Source organism: Streptomyces arenae (genome assembly GCF_022343545.1).
Classification (GTDB): domain Bacteria; phylum Actinomycetota; class Actinomycetes; order Streptomycetales; family Streptomycetaceae; genus Streptomyces; species Streptomyces humi.
Map to the genome: position 1 here is coordinate 1 of NZ_JAKQYH010000049.1, position 23757 is coordinate 23757.

A 23757-nucleotide genomic window follows, 5' to 3' on the forward strand; every position below is an offset into this window, starting at 1 on the left:
CGAGCCGGTTTCCCTGGAAAAGCGGCCCGACTATGGGTTTTGCGTGTAGTCATCTGGCATGGCACGTGAGGGGGAGAGCAGATCGGGCTGCGCGTTCGGTTGAGCGGCCCAGCTCGGCTGGTGTGGGCGAAGCATGATCGTGACAGCGACGGCTGGCTGCCGCTGTGGCGGCACATGGAAGACAGTGCGGCCGTGGCCGGGCTGCTGTGGGACTTCTGGCTGCCAGTGAACGTACGCGCTCTTGTATCTGCGGTCCTTCCAGGCGGCGAGGAGGACGCGCGACGACTGGTGACATGGCTGGCGGGCGTGCATGACATAGGGAAGGCCACTCCGGCGTTCGCGTGCCAGGTGGATGAGCTGGCCGACCGGATGCGCGTCGCGGGTCTGGAGATGCCGTACCGGGCCGAGATGGGGCGGGACCGGCGGATGGCGCCGCATGGTCTGGCCGGCCAGTTGCTGTTGCAGGAGTGGCTGGAGGAGCGGTGTGGCTGGCCGGGGCGCACGCACCCGCCGCGCGCTGCGCGACCGCATCCACGAACTGCGGCTGCTGGATCGCGTCGTCGCCGACATCAACCGCCTGCTCCTGCCCAACAGCGCCGCACCTGCTGCATTCGATGACACCGACGAGGTCACCCTCCAGTCCGACCAGGGTCGGCAGATGGCCGCAGGTGTCAACTACGACCCGGAGAGCCGCTGGTGACGGTCATCGTGCTCACCAACTGCCCCGCCGGCCTACGAGGCTTCCTCACTCGCTGGCTGCTCGAAATCTCACCCGGCGTCTTCATCGGCGACCCCTCCGCCCGTGTTCGTGACGCCCTATGGCATGAGGTCTGCCAGTACTCCGGACAAGGCCGCGCTCTACTCGCCCACACTGCCAACAATGAGCAAGGCTTCACATTCCGCACCCACGAGCATGCCTGGCACCCCCTCGACCATGAAGGCCTCACTCTCATCCGCCGACCAAACAACCGTGCCGCCACCCCAGCCCCAGAGACCTCGCCCCGCCCGGGCTGGAGCAAAGCAGCCAAACGCCACCGCTTCGGCAGCGGATGAATAGCACCAATAGCGATAGATGCCGGATTCTGTGAAAGTGCCCAATTGCCGCACCCCGCCGCCATAAACCCGAAGGTCACCGAGTCTGCTCCCCGCGCCCGCGGGGATGGTCCCGTCATCGCGTGGCGCAGGCCGGACTTCTTGCTCTGCTCCCCGCGCCCGCGGGGATGGTCCCACGATGTCGTCGACGTTCTCCACGATCAACGGCTGCTCCCCGCGCCCGCGGGGATGGTCCCTGCCAGAGCGGCGTGCTGTGCTTCATCGCGTCCTGCTCCCCGCGCCCGCGGGGATGGTCCCGCGAGCCTGCTGCTCAGGGGTGAGCTGTAGGTCTGCTCCCCGCGCCCGCGGGGATGGTCCCGCTCGTCGGCGGACGAACCGCTGGGGGATCACCTGCTCCCCGCGCCCGCGGGAATGGTCCCTCGTCTCAGGCACCACAGGCAAGCGCCTCGAACTGCTCCCCGCGCCCGCGGGGATGGTCCCGTGAAGTTGTTGATGTAGTCGGCGGATGCCTTCTGCTCCCCGCGCCCGCGGGGATGGTCCCGCGCCGCCGAGGCGGAGCGCGCCAAGCTGGCCCTGCTCCCCGCGCCCGCGGGGATGGTCCCGCGCCGCCGAGGCGGAGCGCGCCAAGCTGGCCCTGCTCCCCGGGCCCGCGGGGATGGTCCCGCCTACACCCAACGCGACGACTGGGGCATCCACTGCTCCCCGCGCCCGCGGGGATGGTCCCTTGCCGGGCAGAGTCCGGTACTGGGCACTGCCCTGCTCCCCGCGCCCGCGGGGATGGTCCCGCGTCTCGCACGGCAGGCGGCCAGTCAGCGGGCTGCTCCCCGCGCCCGCGGGGATGGTCCCTGGGTCGGCGAGCTCAACTGGCCGAGCGCCGTCTGCTCCCTGTGCCCGCGGGGATGGTCCCCCGGCTCGGCTCAGGCCCCGCAGGTCCTTCCGCTGCTCCCCGCGCCCGCGGGGATGGTCCCGACGAGGTCCTCCAACGTCTCCAAGCTCGGCTGCTCCCCACGCCCGCGGGGATGATCCCAACGGCATCGTCGGCATGTGGAACAACGACCCGCACCGAGACCGTCACCGTCACCGTCCCTGCACCGCCACGCCCGGCGGTCCGGATGAGCGGGCAGCCGTACAAGCTGCCCGAGGACGTCGTCGAGTGGGCGGAGGCGCTCAAGGCCTTGCGGACGGTTGCCGGGGCCGGCCACATCTATCCCTACCGCGAGCAGTTGGCGAAACTCTGCGACCGCACCGCGCAGCTGCTGCGCGAGGCCGTACCCGCCTGACTCTGCCAGACCACCGCCTGAGACGCCGCTGTCATGGTTGGGGTCATGGTCGGCCTGACCATGGGCCCAACCACATCGGCAGATCGGCCGCCGTGCCCAAGCCGTCAGGGTGGAGTACCGGCCGGGGTGTCAGATGGTCGCTCCGGTGTCTCCGGTGCGGGTGCCGTATCTGGCAGCGGCTGATCCTCGCGGTCCGGCGGTATGCCGGGTCTTGCGGGCGTTCCGGCCGTGCTGCACGCTGCGGTCAGGAGTCCGATCGCAACGTTCCCTGCGTCCGGGTTGTTGGACGCCATGGCGAATGCCAGCTCCGTCGCGCGGGCCTTGTTCTGGGAGTCCTTCAGTGCGGGGATGCCGCCGGGTAGGAGAAGGGCGATGGCCGCCATGACCGCGCCGGCACCAATGAGCACCCAGGTGACTCCGACAGGCATCCGGACGACGGCGGAGACGGCGGCGGCAACACCAGTGGCGACGCTGGGCAGGCTGCGGATCAGTGCAGAGAAGGACACGGGGGACTCCACTTCGGGTCAGGGTTCTTTCGCCCCTTGTTGGTGCATACGTCGCGTGGTGCCAGAAGGTTCTGTGAAATCAACGGTTGAGCGGGGCCGCATGATGACGAAGGCGCTCCCAAGGCGCGCAAGCCGTGTGGTCACCCCGTCTTGGGCGCAAGCACTTACCGCCCGACCGTGAGCGGCTTTCTACCTTGGTTATGGGGCGCAGCACGCGGAATGTGTCGGTCGGCCGCGGGCTCTTTACGGTTGGTTGCTAGCGCGTCGAATGCCTCCGGGCTGTGGGCACTTCGGCTGCGACCGGCGGCGGGCGGGCCTGTATCCGGGGCCGTTCCTAGCCGCGCAACCCTGCCGTGGCCGCGCATGACCGAGGCCCGGACCGTGTGGTCCGGGCCTCGGTCTGGTCGGCGGTCGAGGGTTGCGCGGCTAGTGATGGAGGTCGACCAGGAGCGGCGGTGTGCGGTCGTCGGTGACGTCGGTCAGGGAGAGCACGGCGTGGCCGCGGGCAGGGTGTGGGCGAGGTCGGAGGCGGACCAGCGGTCGCGTTCCACCTGTCGGACCGTCACGGCCCGTGCGGTCCGTGCCTTCCCGGTGATGGCCTGGCGGACCAGGTGCAAGGCGCGGCCGCCGGGGGTCTCGGCGATGATCTGCCGGTCGGTGACATCACGGGATTCGGTCCAGGCGGTGCCCCAGGTGTCGGCGAAGTGCTGCCCGTCGCGGGGCGCGAGTCCGGCCAGGGTGATGCGGCAGCCGGCCGTGCCGAGCAGCGGCCCGCGCAGCGCGGGCGGGATGTCGTCCAGGGTGCGCAGGGCGAGGACGGCCGCGGCGTTGACGGACCGGAGTCGCTGCATGGCGCGTACCGCGCGCGTGGTCACCGTTGCGGCCGCGTTGTCCACTACCAGGCAGGCGAGCAGCGAGCGGTCGCCGCGGCGGGCGACGTGTGCGAGGAACTGCGCCTGTACCAGCCGTGCGAGGATCCGGCCCGCCTCGGCGTGCCCGCGCGCCGGCAGTTCGACGTACACCCGCACAGGATGGGTCAGGGCCGCCATGGAGAACACGTTGCTCGGCCCGAACGCTGTGGCGAACTGGGGGCGGTCCAGCAGGGCGATGCGGTCGGCGAGTAGCGCCCCGGGCCCGGCCGGAGCGTGGCACTGGCGCTGCCACGCGTCCAGTTCCCGCAGCATCGCCGTGTCGCCCGAACGCTCCAGGGCCAGACGCAGGTCCTGGAGCGCTCGGGCGCCGCGTCCAGCAGTTGGCGCAGCTCGGCTAGGACCGGAAGCCGTCCGTGAACGGCGTGGAACGGACCCAGCAGCAGCCCCAGCACCCGGCCCGCGCCGCCCTGCCCGTCCGTCAGGTCACCGACCAGGGCCTCCGCGAGGACGTCGGCCGCCTCATCCGGGTCGGCCAGACCGCCGTAGAGATCGAGCCCGTACAGCGATCCCGGATTCCCAGGGCGGAGCACGACGTCGTACTGCCCGTCCGGTCCGAGGTCGGTGCCGGCCTTGCCCACGACGACCACGGCCGCCCGCCCGGCCAACGCCTGCAAGCACAGGGAATCGGCGATCGGCCGCACCACCGCACCGGTTCCGGCCGGGCCGACCGCGACCACCGACGTGCCCACCGTGCCCGGACCCACGGCGATGCCCGCCGACCGGTACGCCCACGGGTTCCTCGGGGTGTCGGCCGCCGCCCCGATCCGCACCTGGTGCGTCACCAGGTCGTGCCAGGCGGTCCGGGCGGGAAGGTCCCGCGCCCCGGACGGATGCCCGCACGCGGCGGCCCCATCCTCGAGTACAGCCCGCGTGAAGGCGTCCAGCGGATGCCGTCCGGCCCGTACCGCCGTTCAGGCCTGGGTGATGCGGGCGTGGTCGACGTCCCTCATCGCCCCGGACCGTGCGTCCCCGGTGAGCCGGTCGGCCGCCGCGACCGCCCCGGCGGCCCGCAGCTGGGGCCAGCCGGCCGGGTCCTCACCCACGGCAGCGTGAGGGGCGGGCAGCGCAGCTTCGGGGCGCAGGTGAGGGGCGAGGTACCGGCGCCAGACCTCTGCCCACCGGCCCGCCCGCCCGGCCATGAGCGCCAGGACGGCGATGACCACCGCGTAGTAGCCGTAGTACGTGAACTTCAGCAGCACCGGGCCGGACCGTCCGTGCACCCAGTCGTCCGGGGCGATCAGGTCCAGCGGGACCAGCCACCACAGCCCCAGGTAGCCGCCGTACAGCAGCGACCACACGATCCATGCGCACAGCGCGGACAGCAGCGCTCCGCCGACCAGCCGGCGCCCGGGCGCCCGCTCCGATTCCTGCTCGGGGCGCGGCTGGTGCCCCGCCCGCCAGATACCCAGGGCCGCCGACAGGCGAGGGGCCCGCAGCCGCGCGAGGAACGCCGTCCCGGCCGCGGTCTCCGGGCTCGGGGCGTAGGCCGGCACGGGCGGTATGACCAGAGCAGTACCGCCGGGCCGCGCCTGTTCTGACCCGCTGCTGCTGCCGTGCGTCACGCCGTCCCCTTTTTGACCAGCCGTCTCGGCGGCAAGCGTGATCAATCTAGTGCGGGACTGGTCACGCCCGGTAAAGTCGAACGCGTGAGCGAATCCAGAGACGCCGAGACGGCACCCCCTCCGGACGCCGCCCGCCGCGGTCCGCTCGTACGGCCCTCACGACGTCGTGCGGGTCAACCTGTATGTGAGGGGGCGTTTCTATCGGGGTGTCGTGACCGCGCACTACGACACCGCCGACGGGCGCCGCGCGTACTGGTTGGGCCTCTACTCGCGCCCTGGCCGGGCGCCGTGCGGCTGGTAGTGGTGGGAGGCCACGCGGATGACGCGGCGGGATTACCGCAGGTCTCCGGATCGGTGACGGTGGGGCTGACGCCCCGGGCCGGGCGCGTAGCGTGAAGCCGTGGCCGACCGGCATGAGCAATGGCTGGCGCGCAGCATCCGGACCTGTGCGCAGGTGCCCCGCGACGTCCCGCTGTCCTGGATGGCGGAGAAGCTGATTGGGCATGCGCGGCGCCTGGAGCACTCGCATGGGCAGGCCGACGCGGTCGGTGATGCCCTGGCGATGCTCGCGCTGAGTGCCGAGATCGGCACCAAGGCCCGGTGGGGCGGAGTTCGCCAGGCGCTGCGGGCGGGGGCCAGGGTGCCGGAGGTCGCGAGAGCTCTGGGGATCTCTATTGAGGATGCCCGGCGCCTCGCGCGGCTGACCGCAGAGCGCGCCCGGTTCCTGGGTGAGTGCGTCCAGCAGATGACCCGTCTCAACGAACCTTGACGGCGTCGCAGCAAAGTTTGACCGGTCCCCGCTGGACTGCGCATCAGGTGAAACGCACGGTCAGTCTCTCGTCCGGCGCGTTCGACTCGTCTTCCTTGGCAGCTCTGACCAGAACGGATGCGATCGCCTCGAACGCTTCGTCACCCATGCGGCCACGACTGGCTTCGGCGTTCTCCCAGACGATCTCGACCGGGCGCTCGACATCCCTGCTCAGGCGGTCCCATAGGGCGTTCAGGTTGTGCCCGTAGTACGGACCGAAGTCCAAAGGCTCGGCAAGAAACCGGTGCAGGTCCGCCTGGCTTCCGATGTGTGTCCCGTCAATGGCAATGCGCATGGTCCTCCACCCCTTCGCCCAGCCAGGCGACTCTACGAAACCCCCGACGCCCTCGCGGCGTCGCCGCCACGAACCCTGGTAGTCAAACTCCGCTGAGACAAACTGCCATCGATCAAACTTCACTGAGACTCGTCGAACTTCGGTGAGACGGGACAGCAGATGTCCTCTGGCAGGTGATCTTGACCGATTGCCAAGCGAGTTTGACCGGTCGGAGAGGTTTCTAGTGGCCGGAGTCTGCTGGACGGGCCTGTGCCCACTGCTCCTCGAAGTCGCTCCGGCTGATCTCCTGACCCACTAGCGCCGGGTCGAAGAGGTCCACCACTGGCGGATTGAGCGGCCAGTCGTCGGGACCGCTGCGCAGAGCAGCCCCGCTCTCCGGCAGTTCCACCTGGCGGAGCCGACGCCCGTCGGAGCCCACCTCCATCAGGTAGTCGACCGGTTCATCGCCCTCCTCGTCCCAGCGGCGACGCAGGTACACGACGTCCCTGTCCGCGAGTACACCGAAGCCCTCCCGCCCGCGCTGCGCGTCGCGCTCGGCCCGCAGCTCGTCCAGGCCCGCAGGCATCCGGAGCGCGTCGATGTCGGCTTCCTTTAGCTCCTCCGTCTCGAGCCGGGCCACGGTCTCCGGGTCGGCGACCACCTCGATCCAGGCGAACACTTCGCGCACCTCTCGCGCCGACCGCGCACGGACCCACCACCACGAGCCACCCATGCCGTAGTCGTGCAATACGAGAAAGCGGCGCTTGTGCGCGACATCTTTGCCAGCCATGGAAGCCGAGCCTAACGAGGCGTGCAGCACGGCCGCGGGATCGGCCAAACTCGCGTGGCAGTCGGTCAAGATCTTCTGTCAGAGGACAGCAGATGGCGCGGCGTGATTACCGCAGGTCACCGGATTAGACTCGAACATGTGAGCGAAAATAGTCCGTCGCGTCTCGACCTGCTGTGCTTCGCGCGCCGTGTCGTGCAGCAGCAGGCGGAGCGGTCGCTCGCGGAGATCGACCGGTGGATCGCCGTGGAAGAGCGGAAGGCGGCAGCGCTCCGGCATGCCGCTGAGCGGGACCGGCAGCGTCCCGACTGGGTGGTCCAGTACGGACTGAACCGGCGCAACATCGACTGGTTGCACCGCGGTGACTGCTGGGCGGCGGCGAAGAGCGGCCGGTGCCGGCCGGTGACCCGTGAGCAGGCTCTGGATGCGCTGCGCCACGATGTCCCGGCCTGTACCCACTGCCAGCCGGACACCGAACTCGGAGTCCTGGAGTAACACGCGCGCCGGGCAGTCGGCAGACCCGTCCGGAGCTCCGGCCGGGCGCGCGGTCTCGTGCAGGATCTGGCGCGCTATCTGGTGCACGATCTGGCGCGCATTCTCACGCCCGGGCGTGAACGGGCCTTGGGCGACTGCGCTGGTCACCGCCCGGTTTTGGGAGTGGTCGGGGTGCTGACATCCCCTCTACGCCGACCCCCGCGCCCCTGGACCTGATGAAGGTGGTGGGCGGGCAAGGCAGGGAGGTCGGCGGGCGAGGGGAGGGCGCCGGCCGGTGGTCGTTCCGCGCGACGCGGGCGCCGCGCGGCCGCCGGGGTGGGGTGTTGCGCTGAGAGTTGCGCGCAGGGTTGCGCCAGGGTGTTGCGGTGAGAGTTGCGCTAGAGGTTGCGCGGGCCCGAGCGCTCCCGCCACGCCCGCGCAGGTCACCGCATGGTTTCACGTCGGGGCGGCAGCTGACATCCCCCACAGAGCACCCCGCGATCGTCACGGCAGGAGGAAGGAAGGGCCAGAAGAGAACGGGCGCAGGGGTGCGTTGGGGGGATCGGGCGGTCCGGTGTCCTGCTCGCGCGACGGCGGGGCCGCGCGCGGGCCGGGCCGACAAGCTGCCCGGCCAACCCTGGCGGGTGATCTTGAGTGTTCGGCCGTGACGGACCTGCTGGGAGCGGGAGTTGAGGGCGTATGCACTCCCGACGTCTGCTCACCACGGCGGCCGCCGTCGCCACTGTCCTCGCGACCACATGGTCCGCTGCACCGCCGACCACCGCCGCCGAGTCCGCGGCGTGCACGTCGACGTGGAAGGCGGTCCGGACGGTCGCTGTGCACCGGCCCGCATGGAACAGGCGGTGCAGGATGCCCTTGGGACCATCCCCGCATGCGCGGGGACAGGCCACCGCATGGCGGGGCGGCACGGTGATGCAGGGACCATCCCCGCGGGTGCGGGGTGCAGAGGCCTCTTCCCACCACATGCTGGAGATGCGGGCGAAGGACGAGCACTATTGTTACCGGCCTTTTTCAGGCCGGGATGTGTTGCCTCCGGTGCCGAGTCCGTCCGCGCGTCGGCCGGGGGCTCTTGCTATCAAGCTCAGGTGCTGCAAGGCACCGGGAGCGAGTTGAGGGAGCAGCGGGATCGTGTGGGTCCACGCGTCGGTTCTCAGTAGGCTGCGCACGAGGCGCCGGGCCGTTGCCTTGGCAGGGGGGCTGCTGCCGCCGCCGGTTGTCCGGGCGAGCGCCAGGTAGGTCCGGACGAGCCTGTCGCCGGCTCGGCTGTCCGTGGCAAGGGTCACGGGGGCGCCCGCGAGGTATGCGGCGGCCGCGTAGAGCGCCATTGCTCGCCCGTCTGGTGTTCGTGCCGCCTCGGCATGGCGCCGAAGGGCGGTGGAGTTACCGTCCATGGCGGATAGCAGGGCGAGTTCGGCGCAGGGCTCCTCCCCTGGTTGGAGCGAGTGCCGCCATCTGTCGGTCATGCCTGCGACGACATCGCTGTTTTCCTCGGGAAGGCAACCAAGCCGCTTCAGCAGGGTGAGGACGATCATTGACGAGGAGTCCCACGGTGGGGGTGTGTCGGACAGGCGAAGTGAGGCGTGCCAGAGCGCTTCCTGCAGCCGCGGGTCGGGTTGCCGGATATCGGGGTAGGCGAGCAGGAGAGCTGCAAGTTCCGGGAGGGTTCGTAGGGGGCTTCCCGAATCGATCCGTCGTATCAGGCCTTCTGTGAGGGGTTCGGCGATACGTGCCGCTTCTTCGGGGCTGTGACGGGTGAGCCCGGCCGCGACGGCTGTTAACGCCTGCCGCTTCTCCGTGACGGTACGTCCCGTTGCGGTGGCCGAAGCCGCAGATGCGTCTCCGGCATGGGCGAGCGCTTGGGCTACGACGTTCGTTAGGCCGGGATCGGTGTTGCCGGCCGTCAGACGCGCTGCCTCATGGGCGTATCGGCCTCCCGCCTCGTTGTGGCCGCCGAGAGAGCAGCCGAGGGAGAGCGTTGCCAGGTGAAGTGCACGGTCCGGTGCACCTGGCAGGTATGCGACGAGTGCTTCGGCCGTGCTGAATTCGCCTGCAAGACCAAGAGCTTGAGACAGGTGTGCTGTCCAGTCTTCTGGCACGGTCGGATGCGACGACGCAACGGGAGAGCGTCGCAGAGCAGTCTCCAGCAGCTCCCGGCTGCGCAGCAGATTGCCAGCATCTAGTTGATCGTCCGCCTCGTGGAGCAGAAGTACGTGATCAGGCCGCGGCCCGTCGCCGAGCGGACGCAGACCTGTGGATATCCGATGCCTGGGTGCGCGCCGGAATACTGGTGCCGACCGAGCCTGGCTCCGCATGCCTCCCGGTTCCGATCGTGTCTTTGTATCCTTCTGTCGCGATACCGCCAGCGCTTTCCGCTTTGCGTCCTTTTTTCTCCGGATCGCGTTCTTCTCTTCCGTGGCGGCGGTCGAGGCAGCATTGACCTCTTGTACTCTGCGTTCCTCGCCGGCTTCGGTGAGGAACAGGGCCCGTTCAGCAATGGCATCGCCGAGTACACCAACGCGCAGTGTCTCTGGTAAGGCCTCCAGCAGGCGGCCGATGTCCTTGAGGGCGTTCCTCGTGGGAGGCATGGTGTCGTCGACCGCCTGAGCGAGACGTGCCAGCGTTCCGGCCAGTTCGCGACCGAGGTGTGCTAGATCGTCGTCGGACAGCGCATTAGGGTCGGCCAGCGCTTCGGTCATTCGCGCCAGTGCGGCCCTTGTCTTTTCCTGAGCCATGCGGTGCCGCCTGGTGGGCAGTCTGGCAAGCGCAGATGCGGCACGGGCCAGTACGTCGACTGCGTCCAGTCCGCCCGAGGGATCGAGCTCCTCACAGATGGTCATAATGCGATCACCGGCGTCGCCGCTGAGTGAAGGCATCGCCCGTGCCAGTGCTCCCCAGAGGTCCACCGCGGCCGCACGGTCGCGTGTGCCGCCCTCGCTCAGGTTCTCGGCCCGTTCACGCAACGCTGTCACCCCATCCGCGTCGTTGGCCGTGACCAGCAGGCCGGCTGCCTCCGTCAGTGCGTCCGTCCCGGCCGCCTTGTCGCGGATCACGGCGCGTAGCAGTATTCGGGCAGCGCCCAGATCGTTCAGTGATACGAGTGTGCGGGCGGCTTCAAGGAGCCGCGTGTAGGTCTCGGTGTCTTGATACGTGCCGGGAGAGCCCTGGTCGGTCCGGGTGAGCCACTGGGCTGCCTCGAGCGCGACTGCGTCCGCTCCTTCCCGCTCTGCGTAGGACATCTCCACCGCCATGTCCGCCAGGTGCACGGCCCTTGCGGCCATCGTCGGTGCGGAACGGGCCAGGCCGCGAGCGCGGTCCACTTCGCCCAGCCGGACGAGGAGGGCGGGAGCACCGGGAGGCACCTCGCACGACTCGCGGCGCAGAAGAGTGCGCGCCGCGAGGAGCGGAACGAGCACCGCCAAGCTGTCGGGGCTGGTGTCAGAAGGGCTGATCTCTCCCTCGAATGCGTCCAGTTGTGCGAAAGCCGTTTCCGGGCCGGCCGTGGAGGCGAGTCGGCGCAGCCGGGGCATGTCGAGAACGTATGCGGCACGTTCTGCGGCGCCGGTCAGCAGCCGGAGCTGATGTGTCAGGGGGTACGGGGGCGTTTCCGGGGGCCAGCCCGCCGTACGCCACCTGTGCGACCAGGCGAGCAGCGCGCGGGTGTGCCGTGTGATTGCCTCGGCTCCCACGCCTTCACCTATTGTCTGGATGAGACCGGGTGCAGCCAGTGCGTAGGTCTGGGTCACCGGATCGTCGAGGATGAGGGAGCGCCCCGCCGGCCCCTGCACCAGGCGGTCGAGCCGGTCGGCCGGGAGCCCGGCCAGCTCCGCCAGGTCCGCCGTACGCAGGCCGCCACCCGCCGCGGCGAGCAGTCCCGCGACCGTTTCACCCAGAGCGGCAGGGTCCGGCGGCGGCAGCCGGACCTGCGGTACTCCTTCGACAGGTGCGAGAGCGCGCAGGTGTGTGCGTTGACGCAGTGGATGCCGGACGGGGAGGTCGTCGGGAGGGCGCACGCCGCGCCTGAAGGAGACGATGACGCGCATACCGGGAGGTGGAGCAGCGGGGAGGAGCGCAGCGATGCTTCCGTGGACGACGTTTGGCGTGCCTCCGACTCCGGCCGTGGGCGCCGCGCTGGCGGCAGCCAGTCCCGACCAGGCCACGTCGTCGTCGAGACCGTCGACCACCAGCAACAGTGTGCGCCCGTGCCGCATGCTCTTCTCGGCAGCAGCGGCAAAGAGACGCTTCCACTGCTGGACGCCGCGAGACGTGCGCTGCTGGGGTGAACGGAGGAATGCTCCAATCTGATCGCTCATTTGCTCTTCGAATGCAGTGCGTGTGTCGGTGCCGTGCGCCGCGGAGACGAAGAAGTTCAAGATGTCGGTGCGGTGCGGCGGCCGCTGCACGTAGTCGGCGAGCAGGACGGTCTTGCCCACGGGAGTGTCGGCGTGCCAGCACAGATATGACGGCGCCGTGGAACGGGGATCCGCGACGAACGCGTTCATGACCCTGCGTTCGTCCTCCCGCCCACGAACGTTGTTCCCTGCGGCTTCAACGGCAGGCCCGTGGGGACGGACGAAGCGGTGGTGCGGGTCCCTCTCCCTTACCGAGGCGATCTGCCGGTGCCGAGTGCTGGTCCCTTCCTGCTGCGCGGCCCGCAGGGCGGCCTCCCACTCGGCATCTGTGTGGACCGGGTGACTGGCGGCCTGCTGCAGCTTCCTCACCACAGACCAGAAGTGGCCCGGTGCCTCGGGGGCTGTTTCTCCCTTTCGCCAATCGCGCAGCGTAGACGGAGGAAGCTCGAGCTCCTGAGCTTGTGGCTGCCCCGCCGCCTCCCACAGGCGCGTCAGCATGGCGGCCAACTCTCTGCGCGCGGTTCGCTTCGTCTCGGTCACCGCTCCCCTCTCGGTACGCAACGGCGGAAAGTCCAGTCGGCGTCGTCAAAAATGTGCCGCCTGAGCTGCGGAAATCGTCTCGCACAAGAAGGCGTAACTGTCCGTCGTCCCGCCCTCTCGCGACTGTAGAGCCATCACCGCCCCAGCCGAGTCCGGCTCCCGAGACAGAAGGATGGCCCGTGTCCGAGATTTCCCAACTTCTTCACTATGCCGCAGCCCTTAGCGGGTGTGTCGGCCTGCTCTACACGGGCGTCCTGCTCGTCGTCGCCCTTGTCTCCGTCCTGGCCCCCACGTCGGAACGCCGCAAGGATGCGCGCACCACTCTCACCATCCTGGTGCGCCGTCGCCCGCGGTGAGCGGGATGCGCCCCGATGCCTCGTGCGGCAGGGGGCACGCCCGGTCCCCAGGCCACAGTCCGCGATGGTTCAAGCGTCATACCGCTGCTCGGCCCAACTCGACAGCTTCAAGAGTGCCGCCCCACGGCCGTTCAAGATCTACTTGCTCAAACTCGCCCGCAAAACACCTGTCTTGGGATACAAAGGCAGCCGTGCGGGCCTCTGCCATCGGCCGTATCGGCGCCCCCGCTCTGCACCCGCAGGGCTGGAGGCACCGATACGGAGGGTGTTCACGGGCAGAGCTGCGCGCGCATGGCTGGAGCGCCATGGGTGGGAACTCGTTCTCATCGTGGCTGCCGCAGTGGTCGGCGACATCGTCGATCACCTCTGGTAGACGGCCGTTCTTGGCGCGAGACATGCGCCAAGAACGGCCTGCCCCGGCCATGAGCGGTTCCCGTTCCGCGCGCACGGGACGGGAACCGCTCCACGGTTGTCTCCGGGACTGCCGATCCTTCGGCAATCTCCCACTGTAAGTGCCCGATCCGTCCGGCTCCAGGTCGTCAGCCAGGTGCCCTTCATGAAGGAGAGTCGAGCGCAAAACCAAAGGAGTGGTCCCGCAGACAGCGGGAGTGGCCCGTCGACGGCCTCAAGGGTCCCGTCTGACTTGTTCCCCGCGTATGCGGGGGTTGTCCCGTCCCCTGCCGAGAAGGGGATACCGATCCGCAGAACGGCCCCCGACGATCACCGTCGCCGGCTTTTGCGTCGTTCGACGGATTCGGCGCCGTGTCCACTGTCCACGACCGAGAGAGGGTAGCCAGGAATTGTCCGAAGCTCCCCCGCCCAGGCCCGCCGAGCAGCGTCTCAGCTGGGACCCGCGTCGTAAGCCCTGCATACCCGCCATAAGCGTCGACGGCGCGCCCGCCCACTACTCGCTGCGCGCGCTCCTTGCCGGGGCCGATGAACTAGCGGCCCTGGACTGCGCGTCACCGGGTGAGAACGTCGCCGTGATCGAGCACCTGCTGGCTATCTGCTTCGCCTCAGGAACCTGTCCGTCTTCGGACGAGGAATGGCGAGCCTGGGTGGTCGGCAAGCAGGACCTTGCGTCGGCGGCCGCATGGCTGGCCCGCCAACCGGACGACTGCTGGGACCTGTTCCATCCCACGGCGCCCCTGGTGCAGAACTCTCGGCTGGCGGCGGATCTCGCCGAGAGTGGCACGGGAACGGCCCAGCTGGTCATCGAACACGCAGGCGACTACAACCAGCATTTCGACCATCACCACCTTGAGCTTGACAACCCGCTCCCGGCGGCGGACGCCTTCCGTGCCACGCTCACGCAACACGTGTACGGCCCCTATGGGCGAGCCCGCATGTCCGGGAAGCGGCTCGGCGCCAAAGTGACCAATCTCGCCGCGGGCCGGCTCACGGGAAGGATCCGCGTCGTCGCCCTGGGACAGACGCTCGGCGAGACACTGCGCCTGAACCTCTACCCGCCGGACGGCCCAGGGGGTTCGCTCAACACGTCCTGGACCACCGGCGACATTGAACGCCGCACGTTCACCGAGAAGGCGAAGCCCAGAGTGCCGCGAAGTTCCGCGGACCTTCACAGCGCCCTGGGGCGGTCCGTGCTTTTACGCGCGGACCGCGGTACCCGAGGGCAGATCGTCGTCGACAAGGTCCTGATCGGCGCCGGCGAGATCCTCGAACTCGACCCGGACCGGCACCTCCAGGACGCCGTGTTCAGCAAGACGACAAACGGTCTAAGAAAGCCGTTGTGGCCGTCGCCCAGCAGGGCGCTGTGGCAGGAAGCCCACGCTCTCTACAGCGCCGTCAGGGACGACCGAACCGGGCTGTACGCGCGGCTCCGTTCCCTGCCCTACGAGCGGACGGGGACAGGAGCCCCATACCAGTTGTGGGCAGTGGGCCTGCTGGCCAACAAGACCCTGCCCGTCACCTGGACACACGGCGCCTACCCCTACGCCCCAGGCATGGCTGCCCACCTCTACCGAGCCTCCCGTCGGGGCTCCGACATCGCCGAATACATCGCAAGGAGCTTGAAGAACGCGGCCATCCTGGCCGCGGAAACGGCCTTCCCAGCCATGCGAGGCTCGGACGAGGCCGGCCAGGTGGCACGGCTCGATGCCCGGTGGGCTTTCTGGCCCGCTGCGGAGGACCCCTTCCACGAACTGCTGGACGAGGTGGTCGACAGGGGACCGGAGGACGACGACCCCGTGTCGGAGCCCCTCGTCGCCTACGCACTGGGCTTGATGACGACAGCTCGCACCCAAATGCTCCAGCGCCTCGACACCCTGCCCCCGAACGACCGCAACCACCGCGCGCGTGCCCGGGCCGTGCGGCGCTTCGACGACGACATGTCCGACGACTGGGCCCCGGCCGAACTGCGAGGGGAGATCGCGCGTGACTGAGCACAGCCTGTCCGCCGGAACAGACCAAGAGCGCCCTCAGGTCCCGCACGACAGCACGGCCCTCACCGCCTGGCTCACCACTCTCGTCCGCAACCGCGAGTACGGGATCCTCGCCGAACTGCGCCGGGCCAGAGGCGGCACCAACGCCCACATCCGCGCGGGCTGGTACGGAGGCGCCGACCACCGCGATCTGTTCGAGCGGGTGGCCTTCCTGTTCGCCATCTACCACCAAGGACACTCCACGGCCTCATACGGCCACGGCAGCCTTGGCGCCGCAGCCCGCCGCATCGGAGACGGGACCGGACGCGGGCCCGACAACCCCGGAGCCCAGCGCCTCCTGAACCGTATCGTCGCCAGTCGACGCATCCCCTGGCGCCACCTCCAGCACGCGGTCACCCGCCTACGCGCCTGCGAACAGCCGCCGCCGTCCTGGACCCGACTGACCGAGGACCTCATCAACTGGAACGACCGCAAGGCGCGCATCGCCTACGGGTGGTCGGTCGAATTCCACACTCCGCCGGCGCGAAGCCGGCAAACACAGAACGAACCGACGACGCGGAAGGACACCACCTCGTGATCGAGGCACCTCGGAGCCAGTTCCTCTCCCTGCACCTCATCGAAACCCTCGCGGCGGTCCTCCCGGTGCGCGACGAAAACGCGCAGCCCAAGACCCTTGTCTTCGGAGGCGTGGAACGCCACATGATCACCAGCCAGGCCCGACGACGTGCCGAGCGGGTCCACGCCCGCAACCGTGCCAACGCGGGCCGCGGTGCGCTCAAGGGACGGAGCATGGGCCTGCGCACCCGGGAGTGGGCGATCCTGACCGGACGCGAACTCGAGTCCGCCCACGGCTGGGAGAAGGAAAAGGCCCTGGTCACTGCCCATGCAGTCTTGGAGGCGAGCGGACTCAAATTCGGCGACCCCAAGAAGAAGACCGTGGCCAACCTGACGAAGGTGCTCATCTTCGCGCCGTCCGATGCCGCAGTAAGGATCGCGCATCACATCGCAGTTCAGGCTGCAGAGGTCGAAGAGTGGCGGGACGCGTACCTCGAAGCTCAGGCCAGCGCGGAGGAGGCGAAGAAGGCCCGTCGGGGAGCAAGGAAGAAAGCCGCATCCTCGCCAGAGGCGGAAGAGACGGAGGGAACGTCCGCAGCGGAAGCTGTCGTGTCCGTCCCCCTGCCACCGCTGCCCAAAGCTACGCGCGACGCCGTTCTGCTCGCCCTCGCTCCCCGCGACGCCGTGGACATCGCTCTCTACGGCCGTTTTCTCGCGGAGATCCCCGACTCACCGAACGTCGACGGTGCCGTCCAGACCGGACATGCCTTCACCGTGCATGAAGCCGAACAGATCGAGGACTTCTACGCGGCGGCCGACGATGCGAAGCTGGATCGCAAACGCAACGCCCTCAGCTTCCTCGACGCCGCCGACGACGCGGGCGCCGGCATGACCGGCTACCAGTCGCTGATCTCCGGTACCTTCTACCGGCACGCCGTCCTCGACCGCACGCAACTGCGCACCAATCTGCGGGCGGCCGGAATGGCTGAGCAGGAAGCCGAGACGGCCGCGTCCGAGGCCGAGAAGGAGTTCGTGAACGCCTTCGTGTTGGCGTTCCCGGAGGCGAAGAAAAACTCCACAGCATCCACCGGGACACTGCCCGCACTCGTTCTCGCATTCGAGGGAGAACGCCCCTACAACTACGCGTCCGCCTTCCAGCGGCCGGTGGACGAAGGCCCTGTGTCGGCCGGCGGAGAAGGACCAGCAGGACCCGCAGCCGTTCGCAGGCTGCTGCGCCACCACACCTTCGTCAGCCGCCGACGCGAGGACCTGCGCACCGCGCGGGTCCTCACATACGACCCCGAAATCGACACGCTCCTAGGGGAGCTCGGATTGCCGCAGTCACTGACCCTGGTGGAGCGAACCGAGGACCTCACTCCGTGAACGACCCACACGTTCTGCTCATCCGGCTGGCCGGTCCCCTGCAATCCTGGGGCCTCACCGGCCGGTTCGCGCGCCGCGACACACACACCCGTCCCACGAAGTCCGGCGTGATCGGCTTGTGTGCCGCAGCTCTCGGCCTCGCCCGGGAGGAGCCCCTCGGGGAACTCGCCGAGGTCCTCTTCGGGGTCCGCGCCGACCGGCCCGGCACACCGCTTCGCGACTATCACACGGTCGGCGGAGGCACTTACCCCCTGCGCCCGCGAGACCTCCTCACCGACCACCAGCGTGCCGAGAAAGCCACGGAGGCCGAGGCGCTGCAGGATGCAGAGCCCGCCCCGTTCGGCCGCGGGGAGCTGGAAGCCTGGTACGGCTCACCGAAATACGTCACCGCCGACCCGACGTCGGGAGCCCTCATCTCCGCAGAGGTCCGCCGCCACGCTCTGATCACAGAACGCTGGTATCTCGCCGACGCCGCCTTCCTCGTCGGCCTGGAGTATCCCGATGCAGTACTCCTGGAGCGGATCGCTCATGCCTTGGAGCACCCCAAACATCTACTCTGGCTCGGTCGTAAAGCATGTCCGCCCTCGGGTGACGTCGCCCTCGGAGTCGTTCCAGGCACCATCAGGGAAGCGTTCGAGACGCACGCCCTGCTCCCCAAGGATCCCTGCTACGACGATGAGCCGCCGGCTCCGGTGACAGACGTACGTCCATGGGCCTGGATCGAAAGTCCGCACCCGCTACCCGGCATCGGTCCCCTGCCGGACCAGCCTGTGCAGTTCGGTGCGGACGGAGGCGTTCACAGCCTCCGCTGGGAGACCCGTCACCGCATCACCATCGCCTCACACGCCCGCGGATGGGACATCATCCTGTGAACACGACAGCCGCCACGTCACATACGCCCTCAGACCCGGGTCGTGCCGCCAGGTTCGTCGCCACGCAGAGTCTGCTGACTCTGGACGCCCGGCATCCTTTCGCCGCCAAATCACTCATCGACGCACAGGACATGCACCGGACCGTCATGAGCGGCTTTCTGGGCTGGGTGGAGGACGGCAGTCCTGACGCCCGCTCCCAAATGGGCACCCTGTCGACCTGGACTCTCGATCTCCGGCAGGCACGGCTCAACCTGGTGGTCCAGTCGTCGGTCCCTGCCGACTGGAGCGGTGTGCCCCGAGGTGCCCTGGTCGAGGCGCCACAGACCCTCACCATCGACCGCACTTTCCGCATCGGTGACCGTGTCGACTTCCGTACGGTCGTCAATCCGGTCCGCAGCCTTCCACCCGCGCCCGGCTCACCGCCGAAGACCCGCGGCGCCCGTGTCCCCCACACCCGCCCTGAGCACGTGCGGACGTGGTTCTCGCACCGTCTCCAACCATCCGGAGAACCCGCGGTCGCCCCCAACGGTGTCACCCGCATCGGCGCTGACGCGGACACAGAACGGCTTGCTCTGCGCATGCTCCCGCGAGTCTCCAGTCCGGCACCGCACAAGGGTCTGCGCATCGCTCGTGCCGAGATCAAAGGCACCCTCACCGTGACCGACCCGAAGGCGCTCGTCACCGCCCTCACTCAGGGCATCGGCCACGCGCGCGCCTACAGTTGCGGACTGATCCTCGTGCGCTGAAGGTTCACTGTGCTCCCCGCCCCCGCAGGGATGGTCCTGGGCCCCGGCACTTCCCGCATGCCTCGGCCGGCCGCTCCCCGCGCACAGGGGGGATGGACCCACCACCGTCGTCTTCGACCTGCCCCCGCGAACCTGCTCCCCGCGCACGCGGGGATGGTCCCGCGGTCACGCAATCCAAGGTGGCGGCGAACGTCTGCTCCCCTCGCACGCGGGGGATGGTCCCCGGTGTCCGGTGTGGATAGAAGAGGTGGCCGCCTGCTCCCCGCGCACGCGGGGATGGTCCCGCGCCCCGGGTCTTCCAGGCGCAGGGGCGGGCCTGCTCCCCGCGCCCATGGGGATGGTCCCAGGCCCTCTAGGGACAGGTGGCTGGTCATCCACTGCTCCCCGCGCAAGCAGGGATGGTCCCGATCCGTACGATGCCGCCCGCGCGCTCGTCCTCTGCTCCCCGCGCGGGGATGGTCCCATGGCCGTCAAGCAGCCCAACGGCCAGACCATCTGCTCCCCGCGCACGTGGGGATGGTCCCTCGCGACGGGCGACGTGGGCGGCGTGGCCGTGCTGCTCCCCGCGCACCCGGGGATGGCCCCCACCGCCAGGGTTTGACGCCGCCAGGTGTCCGTTTCTCCCCGCGCACGCGGGGAAGACCCCCCATCGTTCGGTCGCTGTACGACAACGTCCCCTGCACCCCGCGCACGCGGGGATGATCCCAGGCCCGCTACCGGAGTGAGGGCCAGAAGGCTCTGCTCCCCGCGCACGCGGGGATGGTCCCCACGGCGTGATCAGCCTGGTCACCCCCCGACTGCTCCCCGCATACGCGGGGATGGTCCCACGGCGAACGTGTGCGGCCGCCGGGTCCGCGTTTGCTCCCCGCGCACGCGGGGATGGTCCCATCACCGAGATGCTGGGCAGCCTGAAGATCGCCTGCTCCCCGCGCCCGCGGGGATGGTCCCGCGGTCGTCACCTCGCGGACACGTTCCCTCTGCTGCTCCCCGCGCACGCGGGGATGGTCCCCACCCCACCGAGATGATGGACTTCCTCGGCGCCTGCTCCCCGCACACCCGGGGATGGTCCCACCCCAGGCTGGGAGCCCGGGAAGCTGGACCACTGCTCCCGGAGCACGCGGGGATGGTCCCTGCCAGCCGTCAACCTGACGAGCACGTGACCTGCTCCCCGCGCACGCGGCGATGGTCCCAGTTCGAGGGCGAGTTCGTCGTTCGCCTTCGGCTGCCCCCCGTTACCGTCTTCGCGGCTCCGCAACGGGGCCTCCGGCCTTTGGGTCCGGCGTGGCTTCCCCCTCCTGTTGTTCATGATCCGGGGGGTGGTGTTACCGGGTCCGGAGGCATCGACGGACCGCTAATGAGGGGCTTGAGCACCGGCTTCACCCAGACCGGAAGAGCTCTCCGTAGCGTGGATATGGCAGCTCGATGCCCTGGCTAGGCCGGACGAAAGCGTGTTGGAGGGGCCTGCACGTGATGGACACCGGCGACATCGACGTCTCCTGGACGTCGGCAAGGGCGAACACCACGCCACCGCCGTCACCCCGGCCGGGAAGAAGACGTTCGACAAGCGCCTGCCCAACACTGAACCCAAGCTCCGCGAACTGTTCGCGAAACTACGGGCCAAGCACCGAACAGTGCTGGTCGTGGTCGATCAGCCGGCCTCGATCGGTGCCCTGCCGCTGGCGGTCGCGAGGAATCTGGGCTGCCCGGTGGCCTACCTGCCCGGGCTGACGATGCGCCGGATCGCCGACCTCTACCCCGGCGAAGCCAAGACCGACGCGAGGGACGCATTCATCATCGCCGACGCCGCTCGCGCCATGCCCCACACGCTACGGGCGATCGACAACGAGGACGAGACGATCTCCGAGCTGGAGATGATCGTGGGCTTCGACGACGACCTGGCAGGCGAGGCAACCAGGGTCGCCAACCGGCTGCACGGCCTGCTGACCCAGATCCACCCTTCGCTGGAACGAGTGCTGGGACCGCGGTTGCAGCACCCGGCCGTCCTCACACTGCTGGAACGGTTCGGATCTCCAGCCCAGATCCGCAAGGCCGGCCGTCGGCGGCTGGTCACCCTGCTGCGGCCGAAGGCGCCGAGGATGGCCGAGCGGCTTGTCGAGGAGATCTTCACCGCCCTGGACGAGCAGACCGTCACCGTTCCGGGGACCGAGGCGGCCACGCTGATCGTCCCGAGCCTGGCCGCCTCGCTGACAGCCGTGCTTAACCAGCGCACGCTGCTGGCCGGGCGGATCGAGGAACTGCTGGCGAACCACCTTCTTTCGAAGGTCCTGACGTGGATGCCAGGGGTCGGCGTCAGGACCGGTGCCCGCATCCTGATCGAGGTCGGCGACGGCAACACCTTCCCAACCGCAGGCCACCTCGCCGCCTACGCCGACCTCGCCCCGGCGACCCACAGTTCCGGGTCCTCGATCCGCGGCGAACAGCCCTCCAGGAGAGGAAACAAGCAGCTTAAACGGGCCTTCTTCCTCTCCGTGTTAGCCGCCCTGGCCGACCCGATCTCCCGGGCCTACTACGACAAAAAGATCGCCCAGGGCAAACACCACACCCAAGCCCTGCTCTGCCTCGCCAGACGCCGGGCCGACGTCCTCTTCGCGATGCTCCGCGAGGGCACCTTCTACGAACCTCAGCAACCGGGCTCAGCCGCCTGACCTACGGCTCCATGAGGAGGACGACTCGATCAGTCTCGATATCGAAGCCGAGGATCGGATGGCCATAGGCACCCTCTCCGTCCATCAGCACCGGTCTGCCCAACCGCCGCCCGATCTCCCGGAGAAAGCCGCACAACGCATCGAGTCGTTCCTGCCCCTGCAACTCCCGCAGATCGACATCGAAGTCGACGACCTCGTCGTCAAGGAAGCGGAAGATCGCCAACACATCATCAGTCGGCCAGACCCGCAGGTTCGGACACTCGGCATCCACCGGGCGGGACAGCACAACCTCTGCCCGGGGCACCGGAAGCACCGTCTCTCCCTCCGAGTACTGGCACCTCCAGCCCTTCTCCGCCACAAGATCGAGGACCGCCTGCCAGCCCTCCACCGAGACATCCGGGACACGCACGTCCGGCAGCGACCCCATCGAGTCCGGATCGAAGAAGGCACTCACGTCGTCCCACAGCAGATCAGCCACCCCGCCATGCTGCCCGGCCCCCAACCTCGAGGCACCCCCCGTTTCCCTTGACCAAAGGCATAGGGGCCCCCGCGCACGCGGGGATGGTCCCGCCGAGTCCGAACTGTTCTCATGGCCCGGGCACCGCTCCCCGCGCACGCGCGGATGCTCTCTCGGTTGTGAAGGCGATACCCTCACAGCTGCCCTGCTCCCCGCGCACGCGCGGATGGTCCCTACATCCCGGTCACGGGCATCACGCCCAAGGACTGCGCACGCGGGGATGGTCCCGGAACGACCACTTTCCGGAATGCTTTGTCGACCTGCTCCCCACGCACGCGGGGATGATCCCGCCAAGATGTCGTACAGCCAGGCCGCCAGCCACTGCTCCCCGCGCACGCGGGGATAGTCCCACCTTGACCTTGTCGATCTCCATCTCGAACAGCTGCTCCCCGCGCACGCCGGGGATGGTCCCGCGTACAGCCGGTCCGTTTCAGCCTCGTCGAGCTGCTCCCCGCGCACGCGGGGATGGTCCCTCAACGTCGTTCGACCGTCAGGGCCTGGCCATCTGCTCCCCGCGCACGCAGGGTTGGTCCCGCGAGGAACAGGGCCAGCAGGCCTTGGGCGAGCTGCTCCCCGCGCACGCGGGGTTGACGCCGTCCGGATCCACCGCCGCGATCCGCTGCCACGAAGCCGCCTTCAAGCCGACGAAATCCTCGTTCAACGCCGCCTTCGGGTGCGCCAGCAGCACCGACCTACTCTCGCCCTCCTGCGTGGGAAGCCGGTCCAGCCATGCCAGCGGGCGCGGGAACATCCGGTTGCTGGTGGCCATCGTCGGCAGCGCGAAGAACACCCCGCCCGCCCCGCTGCGCGCAGCCAGCACCTCCGTCGCCGCCAGCGCGGCCTCCGTCTTGCCTTCCCCCATCGGCGCCTCGATGATCAGCAGCCCCGGCTCAGGTATCTCCCGCGCCAAGCGCGCCGCTTCCTTCTGTACCGGCCGCAGCTCTGCACCGGCCGGAAGGGCAAAGCGGGCCGCGAACAGCTCTCCCGCACTGCCCTCAAACCTCTGCGGCCGCCACGGCTCGGGCAGATTCAATCCCGCCCAGGCAGCCGCAACCCGGTCAGCTTCCGACAGCGGCCGCCCCTGCCCCGCATAGGGGAAGAGGTCGGCGTTGCTCGCGATCCAGTCCGCGACGATCACCAGCGCCGACAGCAGCACCTGCACCGTCTGCGGCAGCTTCACCCGCTGCCATGCCCCCAACCGCTCACGCACATCAAACTCATCCGCGCACGCCTCCAGCAGCTCCTCCTGCACCCGTCGCCACATCTGCCGACTCGCACCAGACGCACGCAGCAACGCCGGGTGCGCATCCAGGTCACCGACCTGCCCGTGGTCCGGTGGCGCTCCATGGTGCCCGCCAACAACCACAGCGAACTGGGCGGTGGCCCGCCCCGGCCAGCCACACCGCTCCTCCAGCCACTCCTGCAACAGCAACTGGCCGGCCAGACCATGCGGCGCCATCCGCCGGTCCCGCCCCATCTCGGCCCGGTACGGCATCTCCAGACCCGCGACGCGCATCCGGTCGGCCAGCTCATCCACCTGGCACGCGAACGCCGGAGTGGCCTTCCCTATGTCATGCACGCCCGCCAGCCATGTCACCAGTCGTCGCGCGTCCTCCTCGCCGCCTGGAAGGACCGCAGATACAAGAGCGCGTACGTTCACTGGCAGCCAGAAGT

17 protein-coding genes, 3 pseudogenes and 1 CRISPR repeat array are annotated in these 23757 nt (G+C 69.2%); of the genes and pseudogenes, 14 read left to right on the forward strand and 6 right to left on the reverse strand.

The annotated features are described in order from the left end of the window. Positions 1-174: 174 nt before the first annotated feature. The 4 genes and pseudogenes from MB828_RS21685 to MB828_RS21700 form a co-directional block, all read left to right on the forward strand. Positions 175-501 (forward strand): annotated as a pseudogene (locus MB828_RS21685) (CRISPR-associated endonuclease Cas3''); the annotation flags it as partial. Further along, positions 497-700, forward strand: a pseudogene (locus MB828_RS21690) (type I-E CRISPR-associated endonuclease Cas1e); the annotation flags it as partial. The pseudogenes MB828_RS21685 and MB828_RS21690, both read left to right, overlap by 5 nt. Continuing rightward, the gene (cas2e, locus tag MB828_RS21695) at positions 697-1053 is read left to right on the forward strand and encodes a type I-E CRISPR-associated endoribonuclease Cas2e (RefSeq protein WP_301649638.1); all 357 of its coding nucleotides are present in this window, start codon (positions 697-699) and stop codon (positions 1051-1053) included. The pseudogene MB828_RS21690 and the gene cas2e, both read left to right, overlap by 4 nt. Before the next feature lie 85 nt (positions 1054-1138). After that, a CRISPR array of direct repeats spans positions 1139-2080; the repeat unit is 29 nt; unit sequence CTGCTCCCCGCGCCCGCGGGGATGGTCCC. 85 nt (positions 2081-2165) lie between these two features. Further along, entirely contained in the window at positions 2166-2333 is a 168-nt protein-coding gene (locus MB828_RS21700; protein WP_301649639.1) for a hypothetical protein, read from the forward strand. A 932-nt stretch (positions 2334-3265) separates the two neighbouring features. Here MB828_RS21700 and MB828_RS21705 read toward each other — a convergent pair. Beyond that, a pseudogene (locus MB828_RS21705) lies at positions 3266-5273 on the reverse strand (ATP-binding protein). Positions 5274-5733: 460 nt separating this feature from the next. Here MB828_RS21705 and MB828_RS21710 point away from each other — a divergent pair. Further along, positions 5734-6102 (forward strand): hypothetical protein, encoded by a 369-nt coding sequence (locus MB828_RS21710; RefSeq protein WP_301649640.1) that lies wholly within the window; start codon positions 5734-5736, stop codon positions 6100-6102. Between the two features lie 43 nt (positions 6103-6145). On the opposite strand, the gene MB828_RS21715 is transcribed toward MB828_RS21710, so the two are convergent. Together MB828_RS21715 and MB828_RS21720 are read right to left on the reverse strand one after the other, a co-directional pair. After that, on the reverse strand, positions 6146-6436 hold the full coding sequence (locus MB828_RS21715; RefSeq protein ID WP_301649641.1) for a barstar family protein: 291 nt from the start codon (positions 6434-6436) through the stop codon (positions 6146-6148). A 220-nt stretch (positions 6437-6656) separates the two neighbouring features. Beyond that, on the reverse strand, positions 6657-7205 hold the full coding sequence (locus tag MB828_RS21720; protein ID WP_301649642.1) for a hypothetical protein: 549 nt from the start codon (positions 7203-7205) through the stop codon (positions 6657-6659). A 138-nt stretch (positions 7206-7343) separates the two neighbouring features. Between MB828_RS21720 and MB828_RS21725 the strand changes: the two genes are divergently transcribed. Continuing rightward, positions 7344-7697, forward strand: a complete 354-nt coding sequence (locus MB828_RS21725) for a DUF6233 domain-containing protein (protein ID WP_301649643.1) — start codon at positions 7344-7346, stop codon at positions 7695-7697. 998 nt (positions 7698-8695) lie between these two features. Here the strand turns inward: MB828_RS21725 and MB828_RS21730 are convergent. Next, positions 8696-12586, reverse strand: coding sequence for a hypothetical protein (locus tag MB828_RS21730; RefSeq protein ID WP_301649644.1), 3891 nt, complete (start codon positions 12584-12586; stop codon positions 8696-8698). Positions 12587-12765: 179 nt separating this feature from the next. Between MB828_RS21730 and MB828_RS21735 the strand changes: the two genes are divergently transcribed. The 8 genes from MB828_RS21735 to MB828_RS21770 all read left to right on the forward strand — a co-directional run bounded on the left by MB828_RS21735 (position 12766) and on the right by MB828_RS21770 (position 21566). Continuing rightward, positions 12766-12942: a hypothetical protein gene (locus MB828_RS21735; RefSeq protein WP_301649645.1), complete on the forward strand. Its 177-nt coding sequence runs from the start codon at positions 12766-12768 to the stop codon at positions 12940-12942. Positions 12943-13742: 800 nt separating this feature from the next. Continuing rightward, positions 13743-15344 (forward strand): type I-E CRISPR-associated protein Cse1/CasA, encoded by a 1602-nt coding sequence (locus MB828_RS21740; protein WP_301649646.1) that lies wholly within the window; start codon positions 13743-13745, stop codon positions 15342-15344. Continuing rightward, positions 15337-15921 (forward strand): type I-E CRISPR-associated protein Cse2/CasB, encoded by a 585-nt coding sequence (casB, locus tag MB828_RS21745; RefSeq protein ID WP_301649647.1) that lies wholly within the window; start codon positions 15337-15339, stop codon positions 15919-15921. The genes MB828_RS21740 and casB overlap by 8 nt, the downstream gene beginning before the upstream one ends. Beyond that, the gene (locus MB828_RS21750) at positions 15918-17282 is read left to right on the forward strand and encodes a type I-E CRISPR-associated protein Cas7/Cse4/CasC (RefSeq protein ID WP_301649648.1); all 1365 of its coding nucleotides are present in this window, start codon (positions 15918-15920) and stop codon (positions 17280-17282) included. The genes casB and MB828_RS21750 overlap by 4 nt, the downstream gene beginning before the upstream one ends. After that, positions 17279-18154 carry a type I-E CRISPR-associated protein Cas5/CasD gene (cas5e, locus tag MB828_RS21755; protein WP_301649649.1) on the forward strand — a complete coding sequence of 292 codons (876 nt, stop codon included), beginning with the start codon at positions 17279-17281 and terminating at the stop codon, positions 18152-18154. The genes MB828_RS21750 and cas5e overlap by 4 nt, the downstream gene beginning before the upstream one ends. Then, entirely contained in the window at positions 18151-18900 is a 750-nt protein-coding gene (locus tag MB828_RS21760) for a type I-E CRISPR-associated protein Cas6/Cse3/CasE (RefSeq protein ID WP_301649650.1), read from the forward strand. Before cas5e ends, MB828_RS21760 begins: the two co-directional genes overlap by 4 nt. Before the next feature lie 463 nt (positions 18901-19363). After that, positions 19364-19501 (forward strand): hypothetical protein, encoded by a 138-nt coding sequence (locus MB828_RS21765; protein ID WP_301649651.1) that lies wholly within the window; start codon positions 19364-19366, stop codon positions 19499-19501. An 850-nt stretch (positions 19502-20351) separates the two neighbouring features. Beyond that, positions 20352-21566, forward strand: coding sequence for an IS110 family transposase (locus MB828_RS21770; protein ID WP_430381412.1), 1215 nt, complete (start codon positions 20352-20354; stop codon positions 21564-21566). 1 nt (position 21567) lies between these two features. Here MB828_RS21770 and MB828_RS21775 read toward each other — a convergent pair whose 3' ends face one another. After that, positions 21568-22044 carry a hypothetical protein gene (locus tag MB828_RS21775; protein WP_301649652.1) on the reverse strand — a complete coding sequence of 159 codons (477 nt, stop codon included), beginning with the start codon at positions 22042-22044 and terminating at the stop codon, positions 21568-21570. 529 nt (positions 22045-22573) lie between these two features. Then, a partial coding sequence (locus MB828_RS21780) for a CRISPR-associated endonuclease Cas3'' (protein ID WP_430381411.1) occupies positions 22574-23757 on the reverse strand: 1184 nt, incomplete at its 5' end.